Origin of the sequence: Neisseria sp. S1 (assembly GCF_048060015.1) — a bacterium.
In the GTDB taxonomy this organism is placed as follows: Bacteria; Pseudomonadota; Gammaproteobacteria; order Burkholderiales; family Neisseriaceae; genus Neisseria; species Neisseria arctica.
Window position 1 is genome coordinate 66,541 of record NZ_JBLUPI010000002.1, and the last position, 26,176, is coordinate 92,716.

Below are 26,176 nucleotides of genomic sequence, written 5' to 3' on the forward strand. Positions count from 1 at the left end.
CCGAATGTTTCATTTATCATTTTGAATTTTTTGGGCATTTCTGCCCACTTTCCCCGACGGCATGTATTATTTAAGATCAGCGAATTCCGCATCAACAGCTTGATGGACACGCTCCAACTCTTCCTGCCACCCCAGCCAGTTTTCTTCCAAACCGTTCAATTTTACTTTGACTTCGGCCAATCGTGCGAGCATTTGCTGTAATTCAGCTTTATTTTCATCCGCATAAGCGGATTCTTGTGCCAAAAATGCTTCACACGTACTTTGTACTTCGGCCAAAACGGCCATTTCTTTTTCGGCTTTTTCTATTTTCTGCTGAAGCGGTTTTGTACGACGCGCCCGCTCCTGCCGCATTTGAGCTTCCAAACGTTTAATGTCTTTTCGACTTTGAGACTGTGCCGATGCTGCCGGTGCCGTAGCGGCATTTTCTTGTGCTAGGCGCCATTGTCTGTAATCGTTCAAATCACCATCAAATTCTTTCAGACGGCCTTCACTAATCAATAAAAATGAATCAGTAGTCGCCTCAAGCAAGCTTCTGTCATGTGATACGACAATCAAAGCTCCCTGAAAACTTTGCAATGCTACGGTAAGCGCGTGGCGCATATCCAAATCCAAATGGTTGGTCGGTTCGTCAAGCAGCAATAAATTAGGTTTTTGCCACACCATCAAGGCCAAAGCCAACCGCGCTTTTTCACCACCTGAAAAAGGTTCGATTTTTTGGGTAGCCATATCACCAATAAAGTTGAAGCCACCCAAAAAATTGCGGATTTCCTGCTCACGCACTTGCGGTGAAAGCTGTTGGATATGCCAAATAGGGCTTTGATCTGCCCGCAGGGTGTCAAGTTGGTGCTGGGCAAAATAGCCGATATTGAGTTTGTCTGATTTCAACAGCTGCCCTGCCATTGGCTGCAATTCCCCGGCCAATGCTTTAATGAATGTAGATTTACCACTACCGTTCACACCAAGCAAACCGTAACGTGCCCCGCTCTCAATAGAAAGATTGACACCGCTAACAATACTCTTACCCTCATATCCCAAATCTGCGGCATCCAATTTCAATAAAGGGTTGGGCAGATGGGTTGGCTGTTCGAATTGGAAAGAAAATTCACTATCCAAATGAGCGGGTGCGATACGCTCCAATTTGGCCAAGGCTTTCATACGGCTTTGCGCTTGCGTAGCCTTAGTCGCCTTTGCTTTAAAACGATCAATAAACGATTGCAAATGTTTGATTTGGGCCTGTTGTTTTTGATAGGCAGACTGTTGCTGAGCCAAACGCTGAGCACGTTCGGTTTGATAAAAATCATAATTCCCGCCGTATAGCGTAAGCTTCTGATTAGATAACTCAATAGTTTGCGTAGTAGTGGCATTTAAAAAATCACGGTCATGCGAAATGATGATTTGCGTGCAAGGTAAGGAAGCAAGGTGATTCTCCAACCATAATACGGTTTCCAAATCCAAGTGGTTGGTCGGCTCGTCAAGCAGCAGCAAATCGGCGCGGCACATAAGCGCCTGCGCCAAATTCAAACGCATTCTCCATCCGCCGGAAAACGATTTAACCGACATATCGTGTTCTTGTTGCGAAAAACCCAAACCGTTTAGTAATTTCGCCGCACGCGCAGGAGCAGTATAGGCATCGATTTCCTCTAATTTAGCGTGGTATTCCGCCTGCTTCATGCCATCGTTATCGGTCTCGGCCTGCATCAAAGCGGCCTGAAAATATTGTAATTCGCCATCTCCTTGCAATACATAATTCAAAGCAGTGATATCCAACGCCGGAGTTTCCTGCGCCACCGCCGCTAACTTCCAATGCTTGGGAATTTGGATATCTCCGCCATCTTGCGTAATTTCGCCTTTAATCAGAGAAAACAGACTGGATTTACCCGTACCGTTTTTACCGATTAAGCCTACACGCTGATTTGGGGTAATAGTAAGCGAAGCCTTATCAAGTAAGACCTTTAAACCACGCTGGAGAGTCAAATTACTGATTTCTATCATATTTACCTTACAAGCACCAAATTAAGATATCGCCCGCAAGCGCCATATCTCATGCCTTTCATAACATAAAACCCAAAATCGCTATGAGAAGCTTATATTTTAATGTGTTTACCGGAAATAAAAGCCAACAAGGCGGCTTATGCCGCCTTGTGCTTTACTGCGCTTATCTATCTAGAAGCAGGCAGAATTTGTATTTATTGCTCGACAAACGCGCGCTCAATTACATAATCCCCACGCTGGCCCATTTTCGGAGAAACTTTCAAGCCAAAATGGTTTAGCACCCCACTGGTATCTTTTAACATCTCAGGGCTGCCGCACAACATGGCACGGTCATGCTCGGGATCTAGAGTCGGCAAGCCGATATCCTCAAACATTTTACCGCTCATCATCAAATCAGTGATATGACCGCGGTGCGGGTATTCTTCGCGAGATACCACCGGATAGTAAATCAGCTTTTCCTTTACCAAGTCACCCAAATATTCATGTTCGGGTAATTCTTTGGTAAAACGGTCATAATACGCCAAGTCTTTTTTATAACGAACACCGTGAACCATAATGATTTTTTCGAATTGCTCGTATACTTCCGGATCTTTGGTAATACTCAAGAACGGTGCCAAACCGGTACCGGTACTCAAAAGATAAAGGTTTCGGCCGGGATTCAAATCGCCGCAAATCAATGTACCGGTCGGTTTTTTGCTGATCAACACCTCATCACCAGGTTTGAGATGTTGTAAACGGCTGGTCAAAGGACCATCCTGAACTTTAATACTGAAAAACTCGAGATGCTCTTCCCAGTTGGCACTGGCAACGCTGTATGCGCGCATCAGAGGCTTGCCATCCACCATCAGGCCCACCATCACAAACTGGCCGTTTTCAAAACGTAATGACTCGTCGCGCGTGCAAGTGAAGGTAAAGTAAGCGTCTGTCCAATGATGAACCGACAAAACCGTCTGGGTATTAAATGCTGCCATGTTATTTTCCTATATAAATATTCAAGAGGCCGTCTGAACCGCTTCAGACGGCTTTTCATCAAATTGCAGATTGTGCAAATCGGCATAACGGCCGCCACGGGCTAACAATTCCTGGTGCGTACCCTGCTCTACGATACGGCCCTCGTGCATAACTACGATAGTGTCTGCCTTTTCTATGGTCGACAACCTATGGGCAATTACGATAGTAGTACGGTTTTGCATCAGCTTTTCCAATGCCGCCTGAACCAAACGTTCGGATTCGTTATCCAATGCACTGGTAGCTTCGTCCAAAATTAAAATCGGAGCATTTTTCAACAACGCCCTAGCAATCGCAATACGCTGGCGTTGGCCGCCGGACAACTTCAAACCGTTTTCGCCTACCTCAGTATTCAATCCTTGCGGCATTGCCTGAATAAACGACCATGCGTTTGCCGCTTTGGCTGCTTGAATGATTTCCGCTTCGCTAGCTTTGCCTAACTGACCGTAAGCGATATTGCCGGCTACGGTATCATTGAACAACACCACATCCTGACTCACCAATGCCATTTGGCTACGCAAACTCTCCAGCGTATATTCACGGATATCTGTTCCGCTAATACGCACCTCACCGCTGCTCGGATTGAAAAAGCGGGGTATCAGATTTGCCAAAGTAGTTTTACCACATCCGGAAGCACCCACCAAAGCCACAACTTTACCCCGTGGAACAGTCAGATTGATACCGTTGAGACTGTTCTTCTCCGCCTCCGGATAACGGTGCACGATATCGACAAATTCAATCGTACCCGGATTAACTAGCTGCTGCATGCCGCCGTCCGTTTCCTCAGGCTCATCTAAAAAGCCGAATACGCTCTCCGCCGCTGCCAATCCGCGTTGGAGCGACTGCATTACGCTGGTCATACGTTTAATGGGGTCGAACATCATAATCATGCTCGACAAAAACGACATAAAATCGCCCGCGCTAAAGCCGTCGCTATGCGCCTCTCGGGCTGCCATATACATAATCGCCGCCAAAGCGACGGAAGCCATGATTTGGGTGACGCTTGTGCCGATAGAACTAGCTGCAGCCTGTTTGACGTTATTACGGCGGACTCCGCCTGCGGCATTTTCAAAACGGCCTGTCTCCCGCTTTTGACCGCCATAAACCTTAATAACGCGTGCACCGTCTATACTCTCGTTTAAAACCTGCGTCATTTGGCCCAACTGTTGTTGGTTACTGTGCGAAAGACTGCGCAAACGCTTGCTGACCATACGCACGCACACGGCCACAATCGGCAACACTACGAAGGTAATCAGCGTCAGCCGCCAGTTTAGGTACATCAACAGGCCAAGCAAACCGATAACGCTGACACCGTCTTTCGCTAACACGGTAATCACGTTGAAGCCGGCGTCTGCAATTTGGTTTGCATCATTCAACACGCGCGACATCACCCGCCCGCTGGCATGATTACTGAAATACGAAGAGGGCAAGCGCATCATCTTGCCGAACATCTGCTCCCGCATTTGCTGAACCAAATGACTGGAAAGATAACTGGTGCAGTATTCGTTGATAAAATTGAAGATGCCGCGCACGATAAAAAGTGCTACGATGGCCAAGGGCAGCCAACTCATCTTCTGCATATTTTTATCGACAAAGCCTTCATTAATCAAAGGCTTGAGAAGATACCCAAACAAAGGCATGGTTGCCGCCACTATTAACATGGCGAAAACGGCAACGGTGAAAACTTTCCAATACCCTTTCAGGTAAACTGCCAGCCGCTTATAAAGCTGCCAAGCCGACTGGTCGGTGCTTTGATGCATATCGATTCGCAATTTTAGAGCAAACATCCGATTTTAAACAAAAACGCTTCTCAAATCAATGTTCGCTGTTTTTAAAACAAACCAATGCCGTCTGAAAAATTTCAGACGGCATTGCTCCTGATTATTTATCCAATGTTTCCCGAATAATACTTTTCACTACTTCGGCATTATTAGGCACGGTTTGTACGCGTTGAGGCAGTGCTTCCAATCCTGCCAAGCCTGACGGACGTGCAACGGCCACTTCACCTACAGCCTCGCGGATAGTCTCTTCAAACTTGGCTGCCAAGGCAGTTTCCAAGCATACGATTGTTTCGCCTGCCTCACGCACTTCGCGAGCGACTTTCACACCATCGGCCGTATGTGGATCAAGCAGCTCGCCGTCGGCACGGTAAACCTCGGCAATGGTAGCCAAACGGTCTTGGTGTAAGCTTTTACCAGACACGAAACCGTATTGGTTACGGATTTTACCCAACTGCAAGCTCAAATCGAAACCTTTACCAATACCGACTTCTGCCCACAGGGCTTCGATTTGTACCGCATCGCGCTCCATCAGGTCGAATATGAAACGCTCAAAGTTCGAGGCTTTGGAAATATCCATAGAAGGGCTGGATGTTACATGGGTATCGGCTGTGCTGCGCGGGCGATATTCGCCGGTTTTGAAAAACTCATCCAGCACATCATTTTCATTAGTCGCCACAATCAGGCGGTGAATAGGCAGACCCATTTGACGGGCAATATGGCCAGCGCACACATTACCGAAATTACCGCTGGGCACACAGAAGCTGACTTTTTGACTGTTGTCTGTAGTAGCATTGAAATAACCGGCAAAATAATACACCACCTGAGCTACAATCCGTCCCCAGTTAATGGAGTTTACCGTGCCAATTTGATATTTTTCTTTAAAAGAAGCATCGCTTTGTACGGCTTTTACAATATCCTGACAATCGTCAAACATACCTAAAACAGCGATATTATGGATATTCTCATCTTGCAGGCTATACATCTGCGCGCGCTGGAAAGCACTCATTTTGCCTTCCGGCGACAGCATAAATACATGGATACCCTTCTTACCGCGCAAAGCATATTCGGCTGCCGAACCGGTATCTCCGCTGGTTGCTCCCAAAATATTTAATGTTTTACCCTCTTTGGCCAATACATATTCGAACGCATTGCCCAAAAACTGCATCGCCATATCTTTAAATGCCAAAGTAGGCCCGTTTGATAAGGCTTGGATTTTAATACCGTCACTCAAAGTACGAACCGGAGTAATCTCACGACTGCCAAAAACCTCTTCGGTATAAGTGCGGTTGATGATATCGCGCAAATCATCAGCAGGAATGTCGGTAATAAACAGACTCATCACCTCAAAGGCCAGCTCCTGATAGCTCAAGCCACGCCAAGCCTCAAGCGTTTGCTCGCTCACATGAGGATAATGCTCAGGCAGCATCAAACCGCCATCGGGAGCCAAGCCCATCAATAAAACCTCACTGAATGCCTTATGTGCCGTTGCGCCACGGGTGCTGATATATTTCATAAACCTGTTTTCCGTTTTCTGAAAATTACGGGATAAAACCAAACATTCAGACGGCCTGCATTACAAAAGCGGCCGTCTCAAACCTTGTTGTCTTACTTATAAAGCCGCTTTACACATGCGGTGACTGTTTTTGCCGTTACACTGGCAACTGCCTGAGTACGGGTAGCGGGGCTAACAACCTGCATTAATTCCGCCGCACTCATTTGATTCGGCGCCTCTTCACTGGCGCAACCGCAAATTTTATCTTCCCACGCCTGCTGCTGTTGCGCGCTTACTGCTAACATAGCCAAACGCCATTCATTGCGGTTATTGAGCTCGGTGCGGCATTGGTTGTCGATAGCCGCTTTTACCAGTGAATTGCCGACACCCATACCGGTATCGAAACCACCGTTGCCGCTTGCACAGGCACCCAAAGCCAAAACCGCAGCAGTAGCTGCTAAAAATTTCTTCATGATTCTCTCACTTTACTATTTACGCCATGCCAACCGGCAAAAACCCGTTGATACGCTCACGGAGCATACCGAGAGGTATAATGTGAACACAACGGCAACACCGCTATTATCACCGATGCTCCCCCCGCCTACAACCCACTCTGGCAGATAAACCTGCCGATGTGCCTGAAACAACCTACACAATCTACGCTGGGGATTATGCAATAATAATACAAAAAAGCGGCCCGTTCCGATTAATGCTGCCTTAAAACTACCGAAACCAACATAATTCCGGTCATTATCATTTCAGAAATACGCTTCAAAGCAAGGCTATAAGTTATGCCGGCCATATCGAAATTATGCAAAAGGCCGTCTGAAAAAAGATTGTTTCCTTTCAAAACTCTGTAGGGCTTGCGCTATAATTCATTAATTTTGTATCTCTTCCGCCCACGGAAACAGTTATGTCCGACCTTTTTTCCCGCAGTCCTGAAGCTCCTCTGGCCGAACGTCTCCGCCCCCAAACATTGGACGACGTCATCGGTCAACAACATCTTATAGGAATGGGTAAACCCTTGCGTGTGGCCATAGAAGGAGGCAAGCCTCACTCTATGCTGCTATGGGGACCTCCCGGTGTCGGCAAAACCACACTGGCCCGTATTCTCGCACAAAGCTTCAATGCCAAATTTTTACCTGTTTCCGCCGTTTTCTCAGGTGTAAAAGACATTCGTGAAGCCGTTGAAAAAGCGGAACTGGCCTTACAGCAGGGGCAGTCTACGATTTTATTTGTTGATGAAGTGCACCGTTTCAACAAAGCCCAGCAAGATGCTTTTCTGCCCTATGTGGAAAACGGCCTGCTTACGTTTATCGGCGCCACTACTGAAAATCCTTCGTTTGAAGTCAACCCGGCCCTCCTTAGCCGTGCGCAAGTCTATACCCTTCAGCCTCTTTCGCCCGAAGACTTAAACCAACTATGTAAAAAAGTATTGGTATTGCCGGAATACCTGGGAATGAGGCTGACAACCGAAGCACAAAACTTGCTTGTCCACACTGCCGACGGTGACGCCCGCCGTCTGCTCAACCTGCTCGAACAATTGCTTCGCGCCGCCAAAACACAAAACCTTACCGAGCTTTCCACCGATTTTTTGGCAAACAGCCTCGGTACGCAAATCCGCCGATTCGATAAAGGCGGCGAAAGCTTTTACAACCAAATTTCCGCCTTGCATAAATCCGTGCGCGGCTCCCATCCCAATGCTTCCCTGTACTGGTTTTGCCGTATGCTAGACGGCGGGGCGGATCCGCGTTATCTGGCGCGGCGCATCATACGCATGGCTTGGGAAGACATCGGCCTGGCCGATCCGCGCGCAATGCAGATCGCCAACGATGCCGCCTCAACATTTGAACGCTTAGGCTCGCCAGAGGGCGAACTCGCACTGGCACAAGCCGTGCTGTATCTGGCCGCCGCTCCAAAATCCAATGCCGGTTATAAAGCCTATAACCAAATGCGCGATTTTGTGAAAAAAAATTCCAGCGACGAAGTGCCCGTCCACTTGCGCAATGCGCCCACCAAACTTATGAAAGAATTGGGCTACGGCCGCGAGTACCGCTATGCACACGACGAACCCAACGCCTATGCCGCCGGAGAAACCTATATGCCCGAGGGTTTGGATGAGCCCGACTTCTATCAGCCCGTACCACGCGGACTGGAAATCAAAATCGGCGAAAAACTGGCCTGGCTCAAATCTTTGGATGATGATGCCGTCTGAAACCTGCCTGAGAGTCCAATGATTTTACAATCGATATTATGTATATCAGCTTGCAAACTTCAGGCATCTTCATATCCTAATTCTCAAAATATGATTTTACTTCAAATGCCGTCTGAAATTTTTCAGACGGCATTGCCTTAACCCTTCTCCAATTTCTAGAAAATATTTTTCATTAATTCAAAAAAGCGGTAACAGCCGATTCTTTTTACCCCACCCACAAACCGCCTCCCCATATCTTGAAAATTCAAAATAACCATTTGATTTCAAAAAACCTTTGTTTAAAATCATTCCAGCAAAATCGAGCCATCCTATTCAAAACAAACGCCTTTTTATGTCATAGGAATGTGACACACCCTATTAACTTGTGTTAAGGTAATTTAAACCATTCATTTGCATTGCTATTTTTTAGCAGGTTCAAATACACAAAATTCAAGAGACTTTTACAAAAATAGTCGATAAGAATGGCCGCTTCAAACTATTGCGACACTCAACAGCCAGTGCAGCATAACTGTTTTTGTAAAGGTCCCCATCTGAAAACACCGGACAAAGGGAGCAGAAGCCATGACCTTACATACCGCCTACATCAACGGCAGCTATACCGCCGCCAATCCGCAAGCCGAAACCTTTGCCAGCATCAACCCCGCCAACGGCGAAACCTTGGCACTCATACAACAAAGCACACCTGAAGAAATCAACCAAGCCGTCGAAACCGCACACCAAGGCCAAAAAATTTGGGCGGCTTATACGCCCGTGGAGCGCAGCCGTATCTTATTAAAAGCCGTCGAAATCCTACGCCAACGCAATGATGAGCTTGCGCGGATAGAAACACTTGATACCGGCAAGCCCCTCTCTGAGACCTTATACGTCGATATCGTTACCGGTGCCGATGTTATCGAATACTACGCCGGATTGGCACAAGCCCTAGAAGGCCGCCAAATACCTTTGCGCGAAACTGCTTTTGCATATACCCGTCAAGAGCCTCTAGGCGTGGTTGCGGGTATCGGTGCCTGGAACTATCCGATCCAAATCGCCATGTGGAAAGCCGCCCCGGCGCTTGCGGCGGGAAATGCCATGGTATTCAAACCCAGCGAAATTACGCCTTTGGGGGCGCTGAAACTGGCAGAAATATTCACCGAAGCCGGCCTACCTAACGGCGTATTCAATGTCGTACAGGGTGACTACCGTGTCGGCACCGCCTTAAGCGAACACCCCGGTATTGCCAAAGTATCCTTTACCGGTGGCGTGGCAACGGGTAAAAAAGTGATGGCGCAAGCCGCATCTTCTACATTAAAAGAAGTCACCATGGAATTGGGCGGCAAATCCCCTTTAATTATCTGTGAAGACGCCGACATCGATTTGGCCGCCGATATTGCCGTAATGGCCAACTTTTACAGCTCGGGCCAAGTATGTACCAACGGCACGCGCGTTTTCATCCCGCAATCGCGCCAAGCCGAATTCGAAGCTGCCGTGTTATCCCGCGTAGCACGTATCCGTGTCGGCGATCCGCTTGATCCCGATACCAATTTCGGCCCTCTGGCCAGCTTCGCACACATGGAAAAAGTATTGTCCTATATCGAACAAGGCAAGGCCGAGGGAGCTGTTTTATTAACAGGCGGAGGCCGTCTGAAAACAAACGGTTTGGAAAACGGCGCTTATGTCGCCCCAACCGTATTCGGCAACTGCACTGACGATATGACCATCTGCCGCGAAGAAATTTTCGGCCCTGTGATGAGCATTCTGATCTACACCACCGAAGAGGAAGCGATTAACCGCGCCAACGACACCGGATACGGCTTGGCCGCCGGGGTGGTAACTCCCAATCTCCAACGCGCCCACCGTATCATCGGCCAAATTCAGGCAGGTATCTGCTGGATTAACGCTTGGGGCGAATCACCCGCACAAATGCCTGTGGGTGGCTACAAACAATCCGGCATCGGCCGTGAAAACGGTATCCAAACTTTGATGCACTACACGCAAACCAAATCTGTATTGGTGGATTTGGGCAATTATCAGTCGGTGTTTTAAAGCCGTCTGAAATATCGCCGGGCAGCCTGCCTTTCCATTATCTTTTCAGACGGCCTGTATAAATAGTTTTATATGCCCTTATAGGCTGAAAGGCCGTCTGAAACACCCAAAAGGGATAACCATGACTCTCAAATCCGCTTACGACTACATCATCATCGGTGCCGGCAGCGCAGGCAATGTATTGGCCGCACGGCTTACCGAAGACGAAAATGTTTCCGTGCTGCTGCTTGAAGCCGGCTTGCCCGACTACCGTTTTGATTTTCGTACCCAAATGCCGGCCGCACTCGCCATGCCGCTGCAAGGCACAACCTACAACTGGGGTTATAAAACCGATCCCGAGCCGTTTATGAACAACCGTATTATGGATTGCGGCCGCGGCAAGGGTTTGGGCGGTTCATCTCTGATTAACGGCATGTGTTACATCCGCGGCAACGCACTTGATTTCGACCACTGGGCAAAAAAACCGGGGCTGGAAAACTGGAGCTATCTCGATTGTCTGCCCTATTTCAAAAAAGCCGAACACCGTGATGCGGGAGAAAACACCTATCACGGCGCTGATGGCCCGATACACGTTACCACCGCCAAGCCCGGTACTAATCCCCTGTTTGAAGCCATGATTCAAGCCGGTGTAGATGCCGGCTACCCTCGTACCGACGATTTGAACGGCTACCAACAAGAAGGCTTCGGACCGATGGACCGCTTCGTTACGCCAAACGGCCGCCGTTCTTCCACCGCCCGCGGCTATCTTGACATGGCAAAACACCGCGAGCGGCTAACCATTCTTACCGGCGCGCTTACGGATATTATTCTATTTGACGGCAAACGTGTCCGTGGTGTGCGTTTCGAACATCAAAAGCAAATGCACAGTGTCGAAGCGCGCCGCGAAGTAATTTTGTGTGCGGGTGCGATTGCCTCGCCGCAGATTTTGCAACGCAGCGGCATCGGCCCGGGGGAATGGCTGCAAGAGGCAGGCATCACCGAAATATTGGATTTACCGGGAGTGGGCAACAACCTGCAAGACCATCTCGAACTTTATATGCAGTACGAATGTACTCAACCGGTATCCATTGCCCCTGCCACACAGTGGTGGAACAAACCCGCCATCGGTGCGGAGTGGCTGTTTAACGGCACCGGCTTGGGTGCGACCAACCATTTTGAAGGCGGCGGCTTCATCCGCAGCGATGAAAAATTCGCTTGGCCGAATATCCAATACCACTTTTTGCCCATCGCAGTCCGTTACGACGGGCGCAACGCCAGCAAATCCCACAGTTTCCAAGCACACGTCGGCTCAATGCGCTCTCTCAGCCGCGGCCGTGTAAAACTCAAGTCGCGCAACCCGGCAGAACACCCGAGTATTTTGTTCAACTACATGAGTCACGAGCAAGACTGGGAAGAGTTCCGCGCCGCTATCCGCATCACCCGCGAAATCATGAACCAACCGGCCTTAGATCCTTACCGCGGCAAAGCCATTACACCGCCCGAGCATCTGCAAAGTGATGCCGAATTGGACGAATATGTGCGTAACCACGCGGAAACCGCTTACCACCCTTCCTGTACCTGTGCGATGGGTGAAGGCAACGAAGCGGTAACAGACAGTCAAGGGCGCGTACACGGTATAGAAGCTTTACGTGTAGTCGACGCATCCATTATGCCCGACATCATTACCGGCAATCTGAATGCCACCACAATCATGCTGGCTGAAAAAATTGCCGACCAAATCCGCGGCCGCACACCGCTGCCGAAATCCAATGCCGCCTATTACGTTGCCAACGGTGTTCCGGTGCGTGGTGCCGCCAAACGATAAGGCCGTCTGAAACGGCTATAAAATAAGGAAGTCATGTATGACGAAACACGACACTTCTCCTCAGAGAACATATAAGCAGGTCAAACAAACCACTTATAAACACCTCGGTATGTTTGATTCCGATAAAAACTTCAAACCCCGCCCCTCCTCTTCACAACCCAATACCCGTATTGATAAATTTACTTTTTTCGGCGTATTGCTGATTGTATTGGGCGTTACCATACCTTTGGTACTGTTTCCTGCCGAAGGAGCCGATTGGGTGGCTCAAACCAAGCAATTCGTTACCCATAAATTCGGCGGTGCCTATTTGGCATTCGGTGCGTTAGCACTGATTTTCGTGATTTATATCTGCACTTCGGATATCGGTAATATCAAACTGGGCAAGCCTGAAGATGATGTCGAATTCAAAACCGGCTCGTGGGCTGCAATGATGTTCTGCGGCGGCATCGGCGCCAGTATTATGTATTGGGGTATTTTGGAATGGGTCTACTACTACCAAGGCCCGCCCTTCGGAATCGAACCTGCCACACCCGAAGCCATACGCTGGGCGTCTACTTACGGTTTGTTCCACTGGGGACCCGTAGCTTGGGCAATTTACTTGGTACCCGCTATTTCCATCGCTTATTTCGCCCATGTGCGTAACTCACCGATTTTAAAAGTCAGCCAGAGCCTGATGCCGCTTTTCGGGGAAAAATTTACCAAAAGCAATTGGGGCAAAATGGTAGACATCTTCTTTATTTTCGGCATGATAGGCGGCGGTGCCACCACTTTAGGTTTGGCCTCTCCGATGATTACCGAAGGACTGCATGAATTATTTAACGTACCCAGCAATATCACTACCCAATTGGTTGTCTTACTGGTAACTACCATGATTTTTGCCTACAGCGCCTATCAGGGGCTTCGTAGCGGCATTCAGTTTTTATCCAATATCAATTTCTATTTGGCCATTGCCCTACTGATATTTGTACTACTGGCCGGGCCGACGACATTTATCTTGGATACCGGTTTGGAAAGCCTCGGACGCTCCCTCACCCAAATGGTCACGATGATGACTTGGACGGAAGCATTCGGCAAATTTACCGATTACGGCTTTAAAAATACCGGATTCCCGCAAGACTGGACGGTATTCTACTGGGCATGGTGGTTAGTATTCGCTCCGACTATCGGCCTCTTTATCGCCAAAATTTCCAAAGGCCGCACCATTCGACAAATGGCCGTCGGCTCTATCTTTTTCGGATCACTCGGCTGTGCGGTATTTTTCATTATTTTGGGCAACTACGGGCTTTATATGCAATTAAGCGGCGCGCTGGATGTTGTCGGTACACTCAACAGCCAAGGTGCTACCACAACCATCTTCGCCGTACTCAATACCCTGCCTATGCCTAAAATAGTGATCGCTGTGTTCACCGTATTGGCCGTTTTATTTACCGCAACCACTTTTGACAGCATTTCCTACATTCTGGCTTCGGTTGTGCAACATGAGGTAGACGACGAACCCCATCGTTGGAACCGCTTATTTTGGGCATTTACCTTGTGTCTCATGCCTGCCGTATTAATGTTTATCGGCGACTTGTCTACTCTTCAGACGGCCTCTATTTTTGCCGGAGCGCCCCTGTTGGTAATTATGAGCCTCATCATGCTCTCTACCATCAAAGCTGCCAAATACGATTTGTATTACCAACCCGACTATTCACTGAAAACCATCCACATTGAAGAAGTACCGCACAATTCGCCGTGGGAACAGGGGCAAACCTCAGAAGCCCCCGAAGGTTCGGTATTGGCACAGCAAGCGGTGTATGAAGAAAAACGCCAACAGCAAAATGCAAAAAAAGAAGAAGAAAACTAAGCACCCTGAGGGCGGCTTTACGCAAGCCGCCCGGGTACACACAAGGAGAATGAGCTATGCACAGTACCCCGTCATCCGGCACAGGACAAACGTTACAAGTCAATAAAACCGTTTTCCTTGCCTCTTCAGCGCTAACAATCGCGCTGATTCTATTTACTATTTTGTTTCCTGCTGCCGGCGAGGCCGTATTAGGTAACTCTCTACGCTGGGTATCCGACCACTTCGGTTGGTACTACATGCTGGTTGTCGCCGCTTACGGTATTTTTTCTCTGTTTGTCGGTTTTTCCCGCTACGGCGACATCAAACTCGGACAAGATCAAGATAAGCCCGACTTCCCCTTTCTTGCTTGGGCCGCCATGCTTTTTTCGGCGGGTATCGGTATTGATTTGTTGTTTTTCGGCGTTTCCGAACCGCTCACTCATTACCTCACTCCGAATATCGGCGAAGGAAGCACGCCTGAAGCCGCCCGCGCTGCCATGGCACAAACCTTTCTGCACTGGGGTTTGCATGGTTGGGGCATATACGCGCTAATCGGTATGGCTTTGGCCTATTTCTCCTATCGCAAAAATATGCCGCTTGCACTGCGCAGCGCATTGGTACCGGTATTTGGCTCACGTTATGCAAACGGCTGGCTGGGTAATACCGTAGATATTTTCGGGGTAGTATGTACCTTACTGGGTATCGCTACCAGTTTGGGTATCGGTGTATTACAAGCCAATGCCGGTCTCACTCATGTTTTCGGCATCGAAACCAGTAAAACGGTTCAGACGGCCATTATTATCTGTGTAGTGGTTGCAGCCGGTTTATCGGCTATGTCGGGCGTAGAAAAAGGCGTCCGCCGTTTGTCCGAAATCAATATGCTGGGCGCCACCGGTTTATTGATTGCACTACTGGTGATGGGGCCAACCGTCTTCCTACTTAACGGACTGGTAGACAACATCGGCTACTATTTTCAAAACATCGTTAACAAAACCTTTCAGGTTTATGCCTACGAAGGGGAAAAAGGTGCGGAATGGAAATCTTGGTGGACTATCTTCTTCTGGGCATGGTGGGTGGCATGGGCACCGTTTGTCGGCCTGTTTATCGCCCGTATTTCACGCGGACGCACCTTACGAGAATTTGTATTCGGCGTAATGTTTATTCCGCTGGGCTTTATCTTTGCGTGGTTTTCAATTTTCGGCAACAGCGCCATCGACTTAGTCAATAGCGGCCAAGCGGCCGATTTGGCAAAAATGGTGGGTGAAGAGCCTGCAATGGGGATGTTTTTACTGTTTGAGCATTACCCTATGGCCAGCCTTTGGTCCAGTTTGGGTGTCATTATCGGGCTGATTTTCTTCGTAACCTCAGCCGACTCGGGAGCCTTGGTTTTGGCCAATTTAAGCTCGAAAAACCTTTCCAACGATACAGATGCTCCGATTTGGCTGCGCTTATTTTGGGCCGCCGCAACCGGTCTGATTACGCTCGGGCTTCTGTTTGCAGGAGGTTTCTCATCCTTGCAATCAGTATCCGTTGTGGCAGGACTTCCGTTCTCGCTGATTTTGGTGGTGTATATGGTTTCCATGTGGAAAAGCCTGCGCCAAGAAGGCAACAAACGGAAAGCGAATCAAGTGGATAAAGCGTTCGTACTGGATAACGGCCAAAACTGGCGCAATCGGCTTAACCGCTTGGTTAACTTCCCGAGCGCCAAAACCGCATTACGTTTTATGGTAAAAACCTTACAACCCGCCATGCTTGAAGTGGCACACGAACTGCAAAACAAAGGTATTGACTCCCGCCTCTCGCAAGATAAAACCAACCACCGCCTCAAACTTGAAGTACTGCACGGCGAAGAGGTTGATTTTCTGTATGAGGTTCGTTTGGTCGAAGCCATTAAACCGGTTTTCGCCCTAGGGCAAGCAGGTAATTTATCTCCCTCGAAAGAGCAGGAAAAATACTACCGTGCCGAAGTTTTCCTAAGCGAAGGCAGCCAAGATTATGACATTGTCGGCTATACCAAAGAGCAAATTATCATCGATATTCTGAGCCAGTATGAACGGCATATGCAGTTTCTGCATTTGGAACGCTGATAATTGCAGGTTGTTTTCAACCAAAGCAAACAAACGGCGTTTCTATACATTTGCATAGTGCGCTAAAATAGGCAGCCGTAAGCGGTTGCCTATTATTTATCCCATACCATGCCTATATTGACCAACCTCCTCCTCATTTCCACCGGTGCCGCAACCGGCGCCGTAATACGCTGGGCCTTGGGTTTGTGGCTTGCTGATACGCTTTCGTACCTGGCGCTAGGCACCTTGGCGGCCAATTGGATCGGCGCCTATATAATCGGTATCGCTGCCGCACTCATACAATATACCGATTTGCTTCCCCCGCAATGGCGGCTACTACTAATAACCGGCTTTCTCGGTAGTTTGACTACTTTTTCAGGTTTTTCGCTCGAAATCATCAATATGCTGCAAATGCATCGTTGGATGGCTGCATTTACAACTATCTCCCTGCATCTTTTCGGTTCCCTACTACTCACATTGCTGGGTATGCTGACCGTAATGGCCTTTTTCAAAGGCTGAAACATTCACCCCCAGTTAAGTATTTGATATGTTTACCGACTCTCACTGCCATCTTGCAGACAAAGCAATATTACCCAAACTGGATACCGTTATGCAGCAAGCGGCGGAAGCCGGTATTTGCCGCTTTATCGTTCCCTCTACCCATCACGGTGATTTTAATTCCGTCGCCACTCTCAACATATATCCGCAAATTCATACCGCTTTCGGCATTCATCCTTGGTTTACGAATAGTACCTTACCCGACCACCTGCAACAGCTCGAAAAACTACTTAGCAAATACCCCTATGCACTTGTAGGTGAAGTCGGGCTGGATTTCCAATATGGAAGCCCTGATACGAACGCACGTCGGCGGCAAACCAAACTACTGCGACACCAGCTCGAATTAGCCGGGCAATACCGCCGCCCTGTGATTCTACATAACCTAAAATCCACAGAAGCTTTGGTTTCTGCACTCAAAACCGTACGCCACAGTTACGGCGGGATTGCCCATGCCTTTTCCGGCAGCTTGGAAGAAGCCCGCCGCCTGATAGATTGCGGCCTCTTAATCGGAATCGGCTCACTTTTATTCAATCCCAATGCAAAAAAAGCCCAGCAAGCGGCAACCGAACTTTCTCTCGAGCATATCGTTCTTGAAACCGACAGCCCCTTTATGCTCCCTAAACAAACCAACACACCCGCCAACTTGCGCCGTATTGCCGAAACCGTAGCGCTCCTACGCGGAATTTCTTTAGCTGAACTGGCCGAACACACTGAAAACAATATCAACCGCTTACTCGATTTTCAGACGACATAAAATCATATCCGCACAAATAATCGGTTGGAGCAAACCAAACATCTCTTTTTCTTCACCCAAAACATTCATGAAAAATCCCGCCGTATTTATCCGGCGGGATTGCAGATTACAACTTACAACAGAAAATTGATTATTTATTGTCTTTAGAAGAATCGGCCTGTTGGGTAAACTTACGGCGGATCTCAGCCCACAGCTCGGTATTTAAATGTACGCCATTTTCTTCGGGAACATACATCGGATCCTTACCCTCTTTCAACTGACGCTCGTAGTCTTTCAAGCAAGCCAAAGCAGGCTTTTGCAGGAACAGAATACCGATAATGTTCAGCCAAGCCATCAAGCCGACGCCCAAGTCACCCAAGCCCCAAGCCAATTCGGCTGTTTTCACGCTACCGTATACCACTACTACAATGATGCCGATTTTCAGTAACGTAATCGCCCAATCCATTTTAATTTTGCTACTCAGATATTTGATATTGGTTTCGGCGATATAGTAATAAGCCATAATCGTAGTAAAGGCAAAGAAAAACAATGCCAATGCCACGAAAACAGAGCCGAAGCCGGGCATAATACTTTCCATAGCGGTTTGCGTATAACCTGCGCCGGCCTGAATGCTCGAACTGGGAACACCTTGGTACACAAAACCCGAACCATCAGGTTTTACAACGTTATACATACCGGTAACCAGCAACATAAAACCTGTAGCCGAGCACACAAACAAGGTATCGATATATACTGAAAAAGCTTGTACCAAACCCTGTTTGGCCGGATGGCTCACATTCGCGGCACCCGCAGGATGCGGTCCGGTACCTTGGCCCGCCTCATTTGAGTATACACCGCGTTTCACACCCCATTGGATTGCCAAACCGATCATGGCACCAAATCCTGCATGCAAGCCGAAAGCGGATTCAAAAATTAGTGTAAGTACTTTTGGCAAATCATGGATATGCAACAACACAATCACCACTGCCACAATAATATAAGCCAAAGCCATAAAGGGAACGATGATTTCTGCCGCTTTGGCGATACGTTTTACACCGCCGAAAATAATGAAGCCTAACAAAATGGCGATAATGGCGGCAGTAACCGATTGGGGCACATCCAAAGCATTGCTCATACTATCGGCAATCGAATTAGCCTGCACGCCCGGCAACAGCAAACCACATGCCAAAATAGCCGAGATAGCAAACAAAATACCGTACCAAGTCTGCCCCAGGCCTTTTTCAAAATAATAAGCCGGACCGCCCCTGTATTCGCCATCTTGCTTTTCTTTATAAATTTGTCCCAATGCAGACTCGACAAATGCCGTGCTGGCACCTAAAAACGCCACCGCCCACATCCAAAACAAAGCACCCGGACCACCGAAAGTAATGGCGGTTGCAACGCCGGCAATATTACCCGTGCCGACACGCCCTGCCAGCGACATAGCCAAAGCCTGAAACGATGAAACACCTTCATCACTACTTTTACCGTCAAACAGCAATTTGATCATTTGCCGTAAGTGGCGTAATTGTAAAAAACGGGTACGGATAGAAAAATACAATCCCACCCCCAAGCACAAATAAATCAGCGCAGGGCTCCAAACCCATCTGTTGAGCATATTAACGAATTCCAACATAATGCTCTCTTTTCCTAAAAAATGAATATTGACGCCCCTAAATCCGTTTCGGGGTCCGGTAACGGCTTCAATTGCCGTTATCTATTTATTCCCCACAACATTATTAACATAAATACAAAATATTTATAATTTTGTTATGAATCGTAAATAGACAAGTTGGTTTCTACCTCATTCGCATGCCCTAAGCAAGCTATTTCTCTCATCGCCCGCCGTTTTTACCTATTTAAATATAAACGGATATTTCGGCTTACAAGGGGGCATTGATACCCGAACCGCACACACAAAATAAAAATATCGCTTTAATTTCATAGCCTATAACACTCGCCAATACCGGCCTAATCTTTACATTAATATTAAAACCAGTGTTGTGTGGCAAAAAACGTTCAAAATCAAATAAAACAACCTAGCAGTATCTTTTACGCAACCGCTATCCAGCCGTTTAACCGCCGCCGTAAATCCGCTAAAATAAAGGCCATCTGAAACCCGAGGCACCAAATTATGCAAACTATTCCCACTCATACCCAAATTGCCGTTATCGGCGCAGGCCCGGTGGGCGTATTGGCGGCCTTGGCATTACAGCGTTCGGGGCATCAGGTATTATTGGTAGAAGCAAGGCCCCAAAATGCGGTCATCCGCGACAGGCGCACACTGGCTTTATCATTTAACAGCGTGCGCGCTTTCGAAGATGCAGGCGTAAAACTCTCATCGGCAGAGGGTACACCCATTACCGACGTACACATTTCACAACAAGGCGTATTCGGCCGCACCCTCTTGCGTGCTGAAGATATGGGCGTCGCAGCCTTAGGACGTACTGTTGATTACGCCGTGATTATGCAAGCATGCACCGATGCGCTGTCTGCCCAACGATTACCCGTTTTATGGCAAACGCCCGTACGGCAAGTCCGCACCCTCAGCCGTTTTGCCGAACTGGATATCGAACAAAACGGCCATACCCACAGCATCACCGCCGATTGGGTCATTCTGGCGGAAGGCGGCCACCTTACAGATAATCTTCCCGGCCTTCGCCGCCACAGCTACGATTACCGCCAATCCGCCTTAGTTACCACTTTGGAATTCGAGCAAGGCAACAACGGCACCGCATACGAACGCTTTGCCGATGACGGCCCCTTTGCCCTACTGCCCTACCACCAAGCCTACCGGCTGGTGTGGACACGTTCCCCCGCTGATGCCCGGTCATTGGCGGATATGCCGTTTGACGACTTCGCCCGGGTATTCGAAAATGCTTTCGGCAACCGTTTAGGCCGTCTGAAAGCACGCGGAGATGCGGCAGTGTTCCCACTGCAACTCAAACAGCTCAATAAAGTTTACAGCGGCCGCGTCATCTGTATCGGCAATGCCGCACAAACCATGCACCCCGTTGCCGCACAAGGGCTGAATTTGGGCGTACGTGATGCCCTTGCATTAGCTCAGTGTTTCGGCAGCAATCCCAACCTTAACAATAATCAACTGGCGCAACAATATGCCGCCCGAAGACGTCTCGACGCCCATGCGATCGTCGGCTTTACCCACAGCCTGGTTACTCTGTTTGACCATCCCGACGCCTTGCTCAAACTCGGGCGCGGCGGCATCATGAGCCTGCTCGACAGTTTGCCTGCCGCCCGCAAAAAATTTACCGAACAGCTGATTTTCGGTTTGTAAGCAAACATTTAAAGAAAGCCCGATAATATGCAAACTGTTTTGTGCTGCTTTCACGAACTCAGTATCCACGAGCTATATTCCATATTGGCCTTACGCAGCCGTGTGTTTGTTGTCGAACAAGAATGCCCCTACCAAGACCCGGACGGTGAAAAAGATTTCCAAGCACTACACCTTCTGATTCAAGACGGCCAACAGCTCGCCGCTTATGCCCGTATTCTCCCCCCGAGCCAAGGTATACCCGCTATCGGCCGCGTGGTTACCGCGCCCAAATACAGAGGTAAAGGCATGGCGCGAAACCTGATGCAGCAGGCCATCGCCGTCTGCCGTAACCGCTGGCCCCAAACTGTAATTGCCATTCAGGCACAAAGCTACCTGATTGATTTTTATAAATCATTAGGTTTTACACCCGTTTCCACCGAATACCTTGAAGACGGCATACCGCATATGGATATGCAGCTCAAGGCCGTCTGAAAAGTGATGATGATGCAAACTGTTTACGATACCCTGATTATCGGCGGAGGATTGGTCGGCGCAGCCATGGCCGTTGGCCTCAAACGCCAAAACCGCGAAGTCGGCCTACTTGAAATCCGTCCGCCATCTACCGATGAAATTGCTTTGCAACAAGGGTGGGACGCGCGTATTTATGCCATCAGCCCCGCCAACCAAGCATTCTTGCAATCTCTCGGCGCATGGCCGTCTGAAAGCCGCATCCAAGCCGTTGCCCGTATGGACGTACGCGGCGACAACGGCGGGCGTATCGAATTCAATGCCGCGGATATCCATTCCGAACGCCTCACGAGCATCGCTGAAAACCGTTGGCTGCTTGCAGCCTTATGGCGGCAAATCGAGGCTCTAGGCATTCCCGTCATCAGCGAGCCTGCCGCCGCTATAGAAACCGACAACGAAAAAGCCATCCTGACCCTGCAAAACGGCCAACGTCTCAACACCCGCCTGATTATCGGGGCAGACGGCGCCAATTCATGGGTACGCAACCAAGCAGGTATCCAAACGCGCGAAGATGCCTACAACCACCACGGCGTAGTCGCCAACTTCCACACTGAAAAAAACCACCATGGTACGGCCTACCAATGGTTTAAAAACGGTGAAGTTTTAGCCTACCTCCCCCTGCCGGACAACAAAATCTCCATTGTTTGGAGTACTGCCGAACCGGAAAAACTCACCGCCTTATCTCCCCAAGAATTAGCCAATGCCGTTACCCGGCAAGGCGAATATGCTCTCGGGCAGCTTTCCCCGCTTTCACCCGCCTTCGCCTTCAACCTAATTCTCCGCCGTCCCGAAAGTACCATTGCCCAAAGGGTTATGCTGATAGGCGATGCCGCCCATACCATCCATCCGCTGGCCGGCCAAGGTGTGAATCTCGGCTTCGGCGATGTTATCGAATTTGCCAAAATCAGCAACGGTCTGCCTGATATCGGCGCACACCAAGTGCTGAAACGCTACGCACAAAACCGCCTTGAGCCCGTCCGCACCATGCAGCTCGGCTGCGACGGCTTGTTCAAACTTTTCGGCGAACAAAATCTGCCCGCCCTGCCTTGGCTGCGCAATACCGGCCTGAATCTGGTCAATGCCGCCGCTCCGCTGAAAAACCGCTTAATCAAACACGCCATGGGTTTATAACACAACACTTAACATAGCAATCTGCTAAAATAACGGCCTTTATCCCATTATTTGCACGGTTGTGAAGCCGTCTGAAACACACACTATTATGAGCGACAATACCAACGAAAAAGCTTTCGAACGCCCCACACTGATTCCGCCCGGCGGTCATAAAAAAGTGCTGCTGCACTCCTGCTGCGCCCCCTGCTCCGGCGAAGTGATGGAAGCTATGCTGGCTTCTGGCATCGACTTTACCATCTATTTCTACAACCCCAATATCCACCCAAAAAAAGAATACGAAATCCGCAAAAACGAAAATATCGCTTTTGCCGAAAAACACGGTATTCCATTTATCGATGCCGATTACGATGTCGATAATTGGTTCGAACGCGCCAAAGGTATGGAAATGGATCCCGAGCGCGGCCGCCGATGCACCATGTGTTTCGATATGCGTTTCGAGCGAACCGCCCTCTACGCCCATGAAAACGGTTTCCCCGTCATCACCAGCAGCTTAGGCATATCACGCTGGAAAAACATGAACCAAATCAACGATTGCGGTGTACGCGCCGCCGAAAAATACCCCGGCCTTACCTACTGGGAATACAACTGGCGCAAGGGTGGCGGCAGCGCACGCATGATTGAAATCAGCAAACGCGAACACTTCTACCAACAAGAATACTGCGGCTGCGCCTACTCGCTGCGCGATACCAACCACCACCGCAAATCGCAAGGCCGCCCGCCGATTAAAATCGGCGTGAAATACTACGGCGACGAAGAAGAAAATTAAGCAAGCCACGTATATCGCAATCATCATAAAGGCCGTCTGAAAACGATATTTTCAGACGGCCTTTATAATAGGCAAATATTCGGCTACGGCTTATGCCTACCGACTACTACAAACCAATAAAAATAAAGCTATCATACATATTATCCCAATAAACAATATTTTCGAGGTATAGAAGTTACTTCCTATCCTGCTTTAGTGCGACATACTCCACCATAGCCACACGCAAATCATCCAAACCATCACCGTTTACTGCGGAAATATTAACCGCCGCCGCACGCCCTTCGTGGTCGCGCAATATGCCTGCTTGATGCTCTTTTCCGGGCAGCAGGTCGATTTTGTTGTAGACCACCAATTGAGGGATCTCGTGTGCGCCGATTTCTTTCAGCACCTCGTTCACATCATCCATCTGCCGTTCGAAATGCGGATGGGAAATATCCACTACATGCAACAAAACATCGGCCAAAGCGGTTTCCTCCAGCGTTGCCGAGAAAGCAGAAACCAGTTTGTGCGGTAAATCGCGTACAAAACCTACCGTATCGGTAAGGATAACGCTTGCCTCTGGCGAAAGATAAAGCCGCCGCGCGGTGGTATCCAGCGTGGCGAAAAGCTGGTCTTTCGCCAGCACATCAGCCTTGGTGAGACGGTTAAACAAGCTGGATTTTCCGGCATTGGTATAACCGACCAACGCAAACGTGGGCAGGCTACCCGACATTCTGGATTTTCGGCGGGTCGCACGTTGTTTTTTCACTTGTTCCAGCTGTCGTTTCAGTGCGGTAATGCGGACATTAATCAAACGGCGGTCGGTTTCGAGCTGTGTTTCACCCGGCCCTTTCAGGCCGATACCGCCTCTTTGGCTTTGCAAATGCCCGTAACCGCGTACCAAACGGCCGCTCAAATGGCTTAATTGTGCCAGCTCGACTTGCAACTTACCCTCTTGGCTTTGCGCCCGTTGGGCAAAAATGGCCAAAATCAGCCCTACTCTATCCAACACACGGCATTGCAGGACTTTTTCCAAGTTCCGCTCTTGGGTGGGCGTGAGTTCGTGGTTAAACACCACCAGCTCGATTTCATGCAGGCGAACTTGCTCTGCCAGCTCTTCGGCTTTACCCGTACCGACAAAAAAAGCACTCTGCGCCCGTTCGCGTTTTGCGGTTTCTATCCGCACCAAATCACCGCCGGTGGCGCGTACCAAATCGGCAGCTTCTGCCACGGCGGCTTCAAAATCACGCTCGCGCGTTTCGTTTGCACCGGAATAATCGGTACTCAACATCACACCTACCAACATAACCCGTTCGGGCTTGCTAAGTGATTTGTCGATTTGGAATAAAGAAGGTTTTCGACTCAAAATATTTCCTTTTTTTCAGGCGGCCTGCTTTCTTTGGCGCAATACCGATAAAGACAAAACAATTATCTGTAACAAGCCTGTTTGGCGGCTATCAATCAAGCATTACATAACCGTATTAATCATATACCATTACCAGATAAAACAAAAAACGGTTTTCAGGCCGTCTGAAAACCGTTTCCAATGATTAACCGGATTATTTATCAAACTGCTTGTCTACGGCTGCTTGCACTTTGGCCGCCACATCTTCAATCATTTCCTGTTCGCCCGCTGCTTCGGGCTTTTCAACCACTTCAACGTTTTCGGCAGAAACTTCGGCAGCATCGGTAGCCTCCTCACTTTCGATCGGCATCAAACCGGCTTCGGCGGCGGCAACCTCTGCCTGCGGAGCGGCAGCTTCAGGCGTACTCAACGGCAAACGGGCGATAATGGTGCTGCTGGCACTGACTTTATCACCGATAGCGACTAAAGGTTCGGCATCCAGCGGCAAATACACATCTACCCGCGAACCGAAACGGATAAAGCCGTAACGGCCACCCCGATTTAACTTATCGCCCACTTTCACATAGCATAAGATACGGCGTGCTACCAAACCGGCAACTTGTACGAATGTGATTTCGCGACCGCTGGCAGTCGTTGCCAATACGGCATTACGCTCATTATCGGTACTGGCTTTATCCAAAGCGGCGTTCAAAAACTGACCCGGGTGGTATTGTACGCGGGTAACTTCCCCGTCTACCGGCGAGCGTTGCGAATGTACATTGAAAACATTCATGAATACGCTGATTTTCAACGCCTCTACCTGACGGTAGGGGTCGGTTGCCTTACCCACGACTACAATGCGGCCGTCGGCAGGTGCCAAGATTGCATCGGGTTCTTGGGGAATATCTCGTGCAGGATCACGGAAAAATTGCAGTGCAAACACGGTAAAGAACCAAAACGGCAGCGACCACCAACCGGCACAGGCAGTTACCAGCAAACTGAGAACCAACCCTGCGGTAATAAACGGCCAACCCTCGCGGGCAATAATCGGATGCGGATAAAAACGAGGCATAGTGTCTGTCTTTCTTAGGTAAATATATAGGCGGATTATAGCCGATATTAGGCTGTATGGCGAAATACGGTAAATCCTACATACCAAGGCCGTCTGAAAATCATGGTGATTTCAGACGGCCTTACCTGCTTACAAAATCGGTTACATATCCTCTACCACACCTGCATTGGCCGCTCCGCTTTTCAATACGGCGATTGCAGTTTCACGAGCATCACCACTTGCATACATACTGCTGCTGCCGATAACTTGACCATTGGCTGCTTTGAGGTTGAAATAAAATTTACCTGAACTGGTTTCTTTTAGCTCATAACGTGCTTCGTTCGCCGCGTTTTTCCGTACTGATTCGATGCCGTTTTGTGCAGCGGCTTTCGTACTGTATTGCTCACTGCGTAGGATGGTTTTATCTTTGTCATCCAAAAAATTGAAGTGAAATTGGCCTGCATCGTTTTTACTCAGTTCAAACTTAGACATCTTGGTGGCTCCTTATCAAAAGCACTTTACATAAGGCCATTCAAGCGGTTTACCGCAACTTGACCCGATTTTCACTCAGAGATTAATGAATCTGAAAATAATTATTTCGAT

20 protein-coding genes are annotated in these 26,176 nt (G+C 48.9%); 11 read left to right on the forward strand and 9 right to left on the reverse strand.

What is annotated here, in order from left to right; all coding sequences use genetic code 11:
• Window positions 1–66: 66 nt before the first annotated feature.
• The 5 genes from ACEPPX_RS01980 to ACEPPX_RS02000 all read right to left on the reverse strand — a co-directional run bounded on the left by ACEPPX_RS01980 (window position 67) and on the right by ACEPPX_RS02000 (window position 6,746).
• Window positions 67–1,992: an ATP-binding cassette domain-containing protein gene (locus tag ACEPPX_RS01980; RefSeq protein ID WP_416622740.1), complete on the reverse strand. Its 1,926-nt coding sequence runs from the start codon at window positions 1,990–1,992 to the stop codon at window positions 67–69.
• 194 nt (window positions 1,993–2,186) lie between these two features.
• Window positions 2,187–2,963, reverse strand: a complete 777-nt coding sequence (locus tag ACEPPX_RS01985; RefSeq protein ID WP_047760362.1) for a ferredoxin--NADP reductase — start codon at window positions 2,961–2,963, stop codon at window positions 2,187–2,189.
• A gap of 21 nt (window positions 2,964–2,984) precedes the next feature.
• Window positions 2,985–4,760 (reverse strand): lipid A export permease/ATP-binding protein MsbA, encoded by a 1,776-nt coding sequence (msbA, locus tag ACEPPX_RS01990; RefSeq protein WP_416622741.1) that lies wholly within the window; start codon window positions 4,758–4,760, stop codon window positions 2,985–2,987.
• A gap of 121 nt (window positions 4,761–4,881) precedes the next feature.
• Window positions 4,882–6,294, reverse strand: coding sequence for a threonine synthase (gene thrC, locus ACEPPX_RS01995; protein ID WP_416622742.1), 1,413 nt, complete (start codon window positions 6,292–6,294; stop codon window positions 4,882–4,884).
• Window positions 6,295–6,386: 92 nt separating this feature from the next.
• Complete coding sequence (locus ACEPPX_RS02000; RefSeq protein WP_416622743.1) at window positions 6,387–6,746, reverse strand: hypothetical protein; 360 nt, start codon at window positions 6,744–6,746, stop codon at window positions 6,387–6,389.
• Window positions 6,747–7,186: 440 nt separating this feature from the next.
• On the opposite strand from ACEPPX_RS02000, the gene ACEPPX_RS02005 reads away from it, so the two are divergent.
• The 7 genes from ACEPPX_RS02005 to ACEPPX_RS02035 all read left to right on the forward strand — a co-directional run bounded on the left by ACEPPX_RS02005 (window position 7,187) and on the right by ACEPPX_RS02035 (window position 17,520).
• On the forward strand, window positions 7,187–8,488 hold the full coding sequence (locus ACEPPX_RS02005; protein WP_416622744.1) for a replication-associated recombination protein A: 1,302 nt from the start codon (window positions 7,187–7,189) through the stop codon (window positions 8,486–8,488).
• 561 nt (window positions 8,489–9,049) lie between these two features.
• Window positions 9,050–10,513, forward strand: coding sequence for a betaine-aldehyde dehydrogenase (betB, locus tag ACEPPX_RS02010; protein ID WP_416622745.1), 1,464 nt, complete (start codon window positions 9,050–9,052; stop codon window positions 10,511–10,513).
• Window positions 10,514–10,634: 121 nt separating this feature from the next.
• On the forward strand, window positions 10,635–12,317 hold the full coding sequence (betA, locus tag ACEPPX_RS02015; RefSeq protein ID WP_416622746.1) for a choline dehydrogenase: 1,683 nt from the start codon (window positions 10,635–10,637) through the stop codon (window positions 12,315–12,317).
• 37 nt (window positions 12,318–12,354) lie between these two features.
• Window positions 12,355–14,163: a BCCT family transporter gene (locus tag ACEPPX_RS02020; RefSeq protein ID WP_416622747.1), complete on the forward strand. Its 1,809-nt coding sequence runs from the start codon at window positions 12,355–12,357 to the stop codon at window positions 14,161–14,163.
• A 56-nt stretch (window positions 14,164–14,219) separates the two neighbouring features.
• Window positions 14,220–16,229: a choline BCCT transporter BetT gene (betT, locus tag ACEPPX_RS02025; protein WP_416622748.1), complete on the forward strand. Its 2,010-nt coding sequence runs from the start codon at window positions 14,220–14,222 to the stop codon at window positions 16,227–16,229.
• 114 nt (window positions 16,230–16,343) lie between these two features.
• Window positions 16,344–16,727, forward strand: a complete 384-nt coding sequence (gene crcB / locus ACEPPX_RS02030; RefSeq protein ID WP_416622868.1) for a fluoride efflux transporter CrcB — start codon at window positions 16,344–16,346, stop codon at window positions 16,725–16,727.
• 28 nt (window positions 16,728–16,755) lie between these two features.
• Entirely contained in the window at window positions 16,756–17,520 is a 765-nt protein-coding gene (locus ACEPPX_RS02035; protein WP_416622749.1) for a TatD family hydrolase, read from the forward strand.
• A 130-nt stretch (window positions 17,521–17,650) separates the two neighbouring features.
• Here the strand turns inward: ACEPPX_RS02035 and ACEPPX_RS02040 are convergent, their stop codons facing one another.
• Window positions 17,651–19,135, reverse strand: a complete 1,485-nt coding sequence (locus tag ACEPPX_RS02040) for an alanine/glycine:cation symporter family protein (protein ID WP_416622750.1) — start codon at window positions 19,133–19,135, stop codon at window positions 17,651–17,653.
• A gap of 498 nt (window positions 19,136–19,633) precedes the next feature.
• On the opposite strand from ACEPPX_RS02040, the gene ACEPPX_RS02045 reads away from it, so the two are divergent.
• From ACEPPX_RS02045 to ACEPPX_RS02060, 4 genes are all read left to right on the forward strand, one after another.
• Entirely contained in the window at window positions 19,634–20,794 is a 1,161-nt protein-coding gene (locus ACEPPX_RS02045) for an FAD-dependent monooxygenase (protein ID WP_416622751.1), read from the forward strand.
• Between the two features lie 27 nt (window positions 20,795–20,821).
• Complete coding sequence (locus ACEPPX_RS02050) at window positions 20,822–21,265, forward strand: GNAT family N-acetyltransferase (RefSeq protein WP_416622752.1); 444 nt, start codon at window positions 20,822–20,824, stop codon at window positions 21,263–21,265.
• A 6-nt stretch (window positions 21,266–21,271) separates the two neighbouring features.
• Window positions 21,272–22,432 carry a UbiH/UbiF family hydroxylase gene (locus ACEPPX_RS02055; RefSeq protein ID WP_416622753.1) on the forward strand — a complete coding sequence of 387 codons (1,161 nt, stop codon included), beginning with the start codon at window positions 21,272–21,274 and terminating at the stop codon, window positions 22,430–22,432.
• 88 nt (window positions 22,433–22,520) lie between these two features.
• Window positions 22,521–23,198, forward strand: a complete 678-nt coding sequence (locus ACEPPX_RS02060) for an epoxyqueuosine reductase QueH (RefSeq protein WP_047760374.1) — start codon at window positions 22,521–22,523, stop codon at window positions 23,196–23,198.
• A 175-nt stretch (window positions 23,199–23,373) separates the two neighbouring features.
• On the opposite strand, the gene hflX is transcribed toward ACEPPX_RS02060, so the two are convergent.
• The 3 genes from hflX to ACEPPX_RS02075 all read right to left on the reverse strand — a co-directional run bounded on the left by hflX (window position 23,374) and on the right by ACEPPX_RS02075 (window position 26,065).
• Window positions 23,374–24,483, reverse strand: coding sequence for a GTPase HflX (hflX, locus tag ACEPPX_RS02065; RefSeq protein ID WP_416622869.1), 1,110 nt, complete (start codon window positions 24,481–24,483; stop codon window positions 23,374–23,376).
• 253 nt (window positions 24,484–24,736) lie between these two features.
• Window positions 24,737–25,594: a phosphatidylserine decarboxylase gene (locus ACEPPX_RS02070; protein WP_416622754.1), complete on the reverse strand. Its 858-nt coding sequence runs from the start codon at window positions 25,592–25,594 to the stop codon at window positions 24,737–24,739.
• 141 nt (window positions 25,595–25,735) lie between these two features.
• Window positions 25,736–26,065 (reverse strand): YegP family protein, encoded by a 330-nt coding sequence (locus ACEPPX_RS02075; RefSeq protein WP_416622755.1) that lies wholly within the window; start codon window positions 26,063–26,065, stop codon window positions 25,736–25,738.
• Window positions 26,066–26,176: the final 111 nt, after the last annotated feature.

Excerpts from the sequence above, each read along its gene's own strand:
- ACEPPX_RS02020 (WP_416622747.1), top strand. The coding sequence starts at position 12,355 with ATGACGAAACACGACACTTCTCCTCAGAGAACATATAAGCAGGTCAAA.
- ACEPPX_RS02055 (WP_416622753.1), top strand. The coding sequence starts at position 21,272 with ATGATGATGCAAACTGTTTACGATACCCTGATTATCGGCGGAGGATTG.
- ACEPPX_RS02070 (WP_416622754.1), bottom strand. The coding sequence starts at position 25,594 with ATGCCTCGTTTTTATCCGCATCCGATTATTGCCCGCGAGGGTTGGCCG.
- msbA (WP_416622741.1), bottom strand. The coding sequence starts at position 4,760 with ATGCATCAAAGCACCGACCAGTCGGCTTGGCAGCTTTATAAGCGGCTG.
- ACEPPX_RS01985 (WP_047760362.1), bottom strand. The coding sequence starts at position 2,963 with ATGGCAGCATTTAATACCCAGACGGTTTTGTCGGTTCATCATTGGACA.
- ACEPPX_RS02075 (WP_416622755.1), bottom strand. The coding sequence starts at position 26,065 with ATGTCTAAGTTTGAACTGAGTAAAAACGATGCAGGCCAATTTCACTTC.
- betA (WP_416622746.1), top strand. The coding sequence starts at position 10,635 with ATGACTCTCAAATCCGCTTACGACTACATCATCATCGGTGCCGGCAGC.
- thrC (WP_416622742.1), bottom strand. The coding sequence starts at position 6,294 with ATGAAATATATCAGCACCCGTGGCGCAACGGCACATAAGGCATTCAGT.
- ACEPPX_RS01980 (WP_416622740.1), bottom strand. The coding sequence starts at position 1,992 with ATGATAGAAATCAGTAATTTGACTCTCCAGCGTGGTTTAAAGGTCTTA.
- ACEPPX_RS02040 (WP_416622750.1), bottom strand. The coding sequence starts at position 19,135 with ATGTTGGAATTCGTTAATATGCTCAACAGATGGGTTTGGAGCCCTGCG.
- ACEPPX_RS02000 (WP_416622743.1), bottom strand. The coding sequence starts at position 6,746 with ATGAAGAAATTTTTAGCAGCTACTGCTGCGGTTTTGGCTTTGGGTGCC.
- ACEPPX_RS02060 (WP_047760374.1), top strand. The coding sequence starts at position 22,521 with ATGAGCGACAATACCAACGAAAAAGCTTTCGAACGCCCCACACTGATT.
- ACEPPX_RS02035 (WP_416622749.1), top strand. The coding sequence starts at position 16,756 with ATGTTTACCGACTCTCACTGCCATCTTGCAGACAAAGCAATATTACCC.
- betB (WP_416622745.1), top strand. The coding sequence starts at position 9,050 with ATGACCTTACATACCGCCTACATCAACGGCAGCTATACCGCCGCCAAT.
- ACEPPX_RS02050 (WP_416622752.1), top strand. The coding sequence starts at position 20,822 with ATGCAAACTGTTTTGTGCTGCTTTCACGAACTCAGTATCCACGAGCTA.
- hflX (WP_416622869.1), bottom strand. The coding sequence starts at position 24,483 with ATGTTGGTAGGTGTGATGTTGAGTACCGATTATTCCGGTGCAAACGAA.
- ACEPPX_RS02045 (WP_416622751.1), top strand. The coding sequence starts at position 19,634 with ATGCAAACTATTCCCACTCATACCCAAATTGCCGTTATCGGCGCAGGC.
- ACEPPX_RS02005 (WP_416622744.1), top strand. The coding sequence starts at position 7,187 with ATGTCCGACCTTTTTTCCCGCAGTCCTGAAGCTCCTCTGGCCGAACGT.
- betT (WP_416622748.1), top strand. The coding sequence starts at position 14,220 with ATGCACAGTACCCCGTCATCCGGCACAGGACAAACGTTACAAGTCAAT.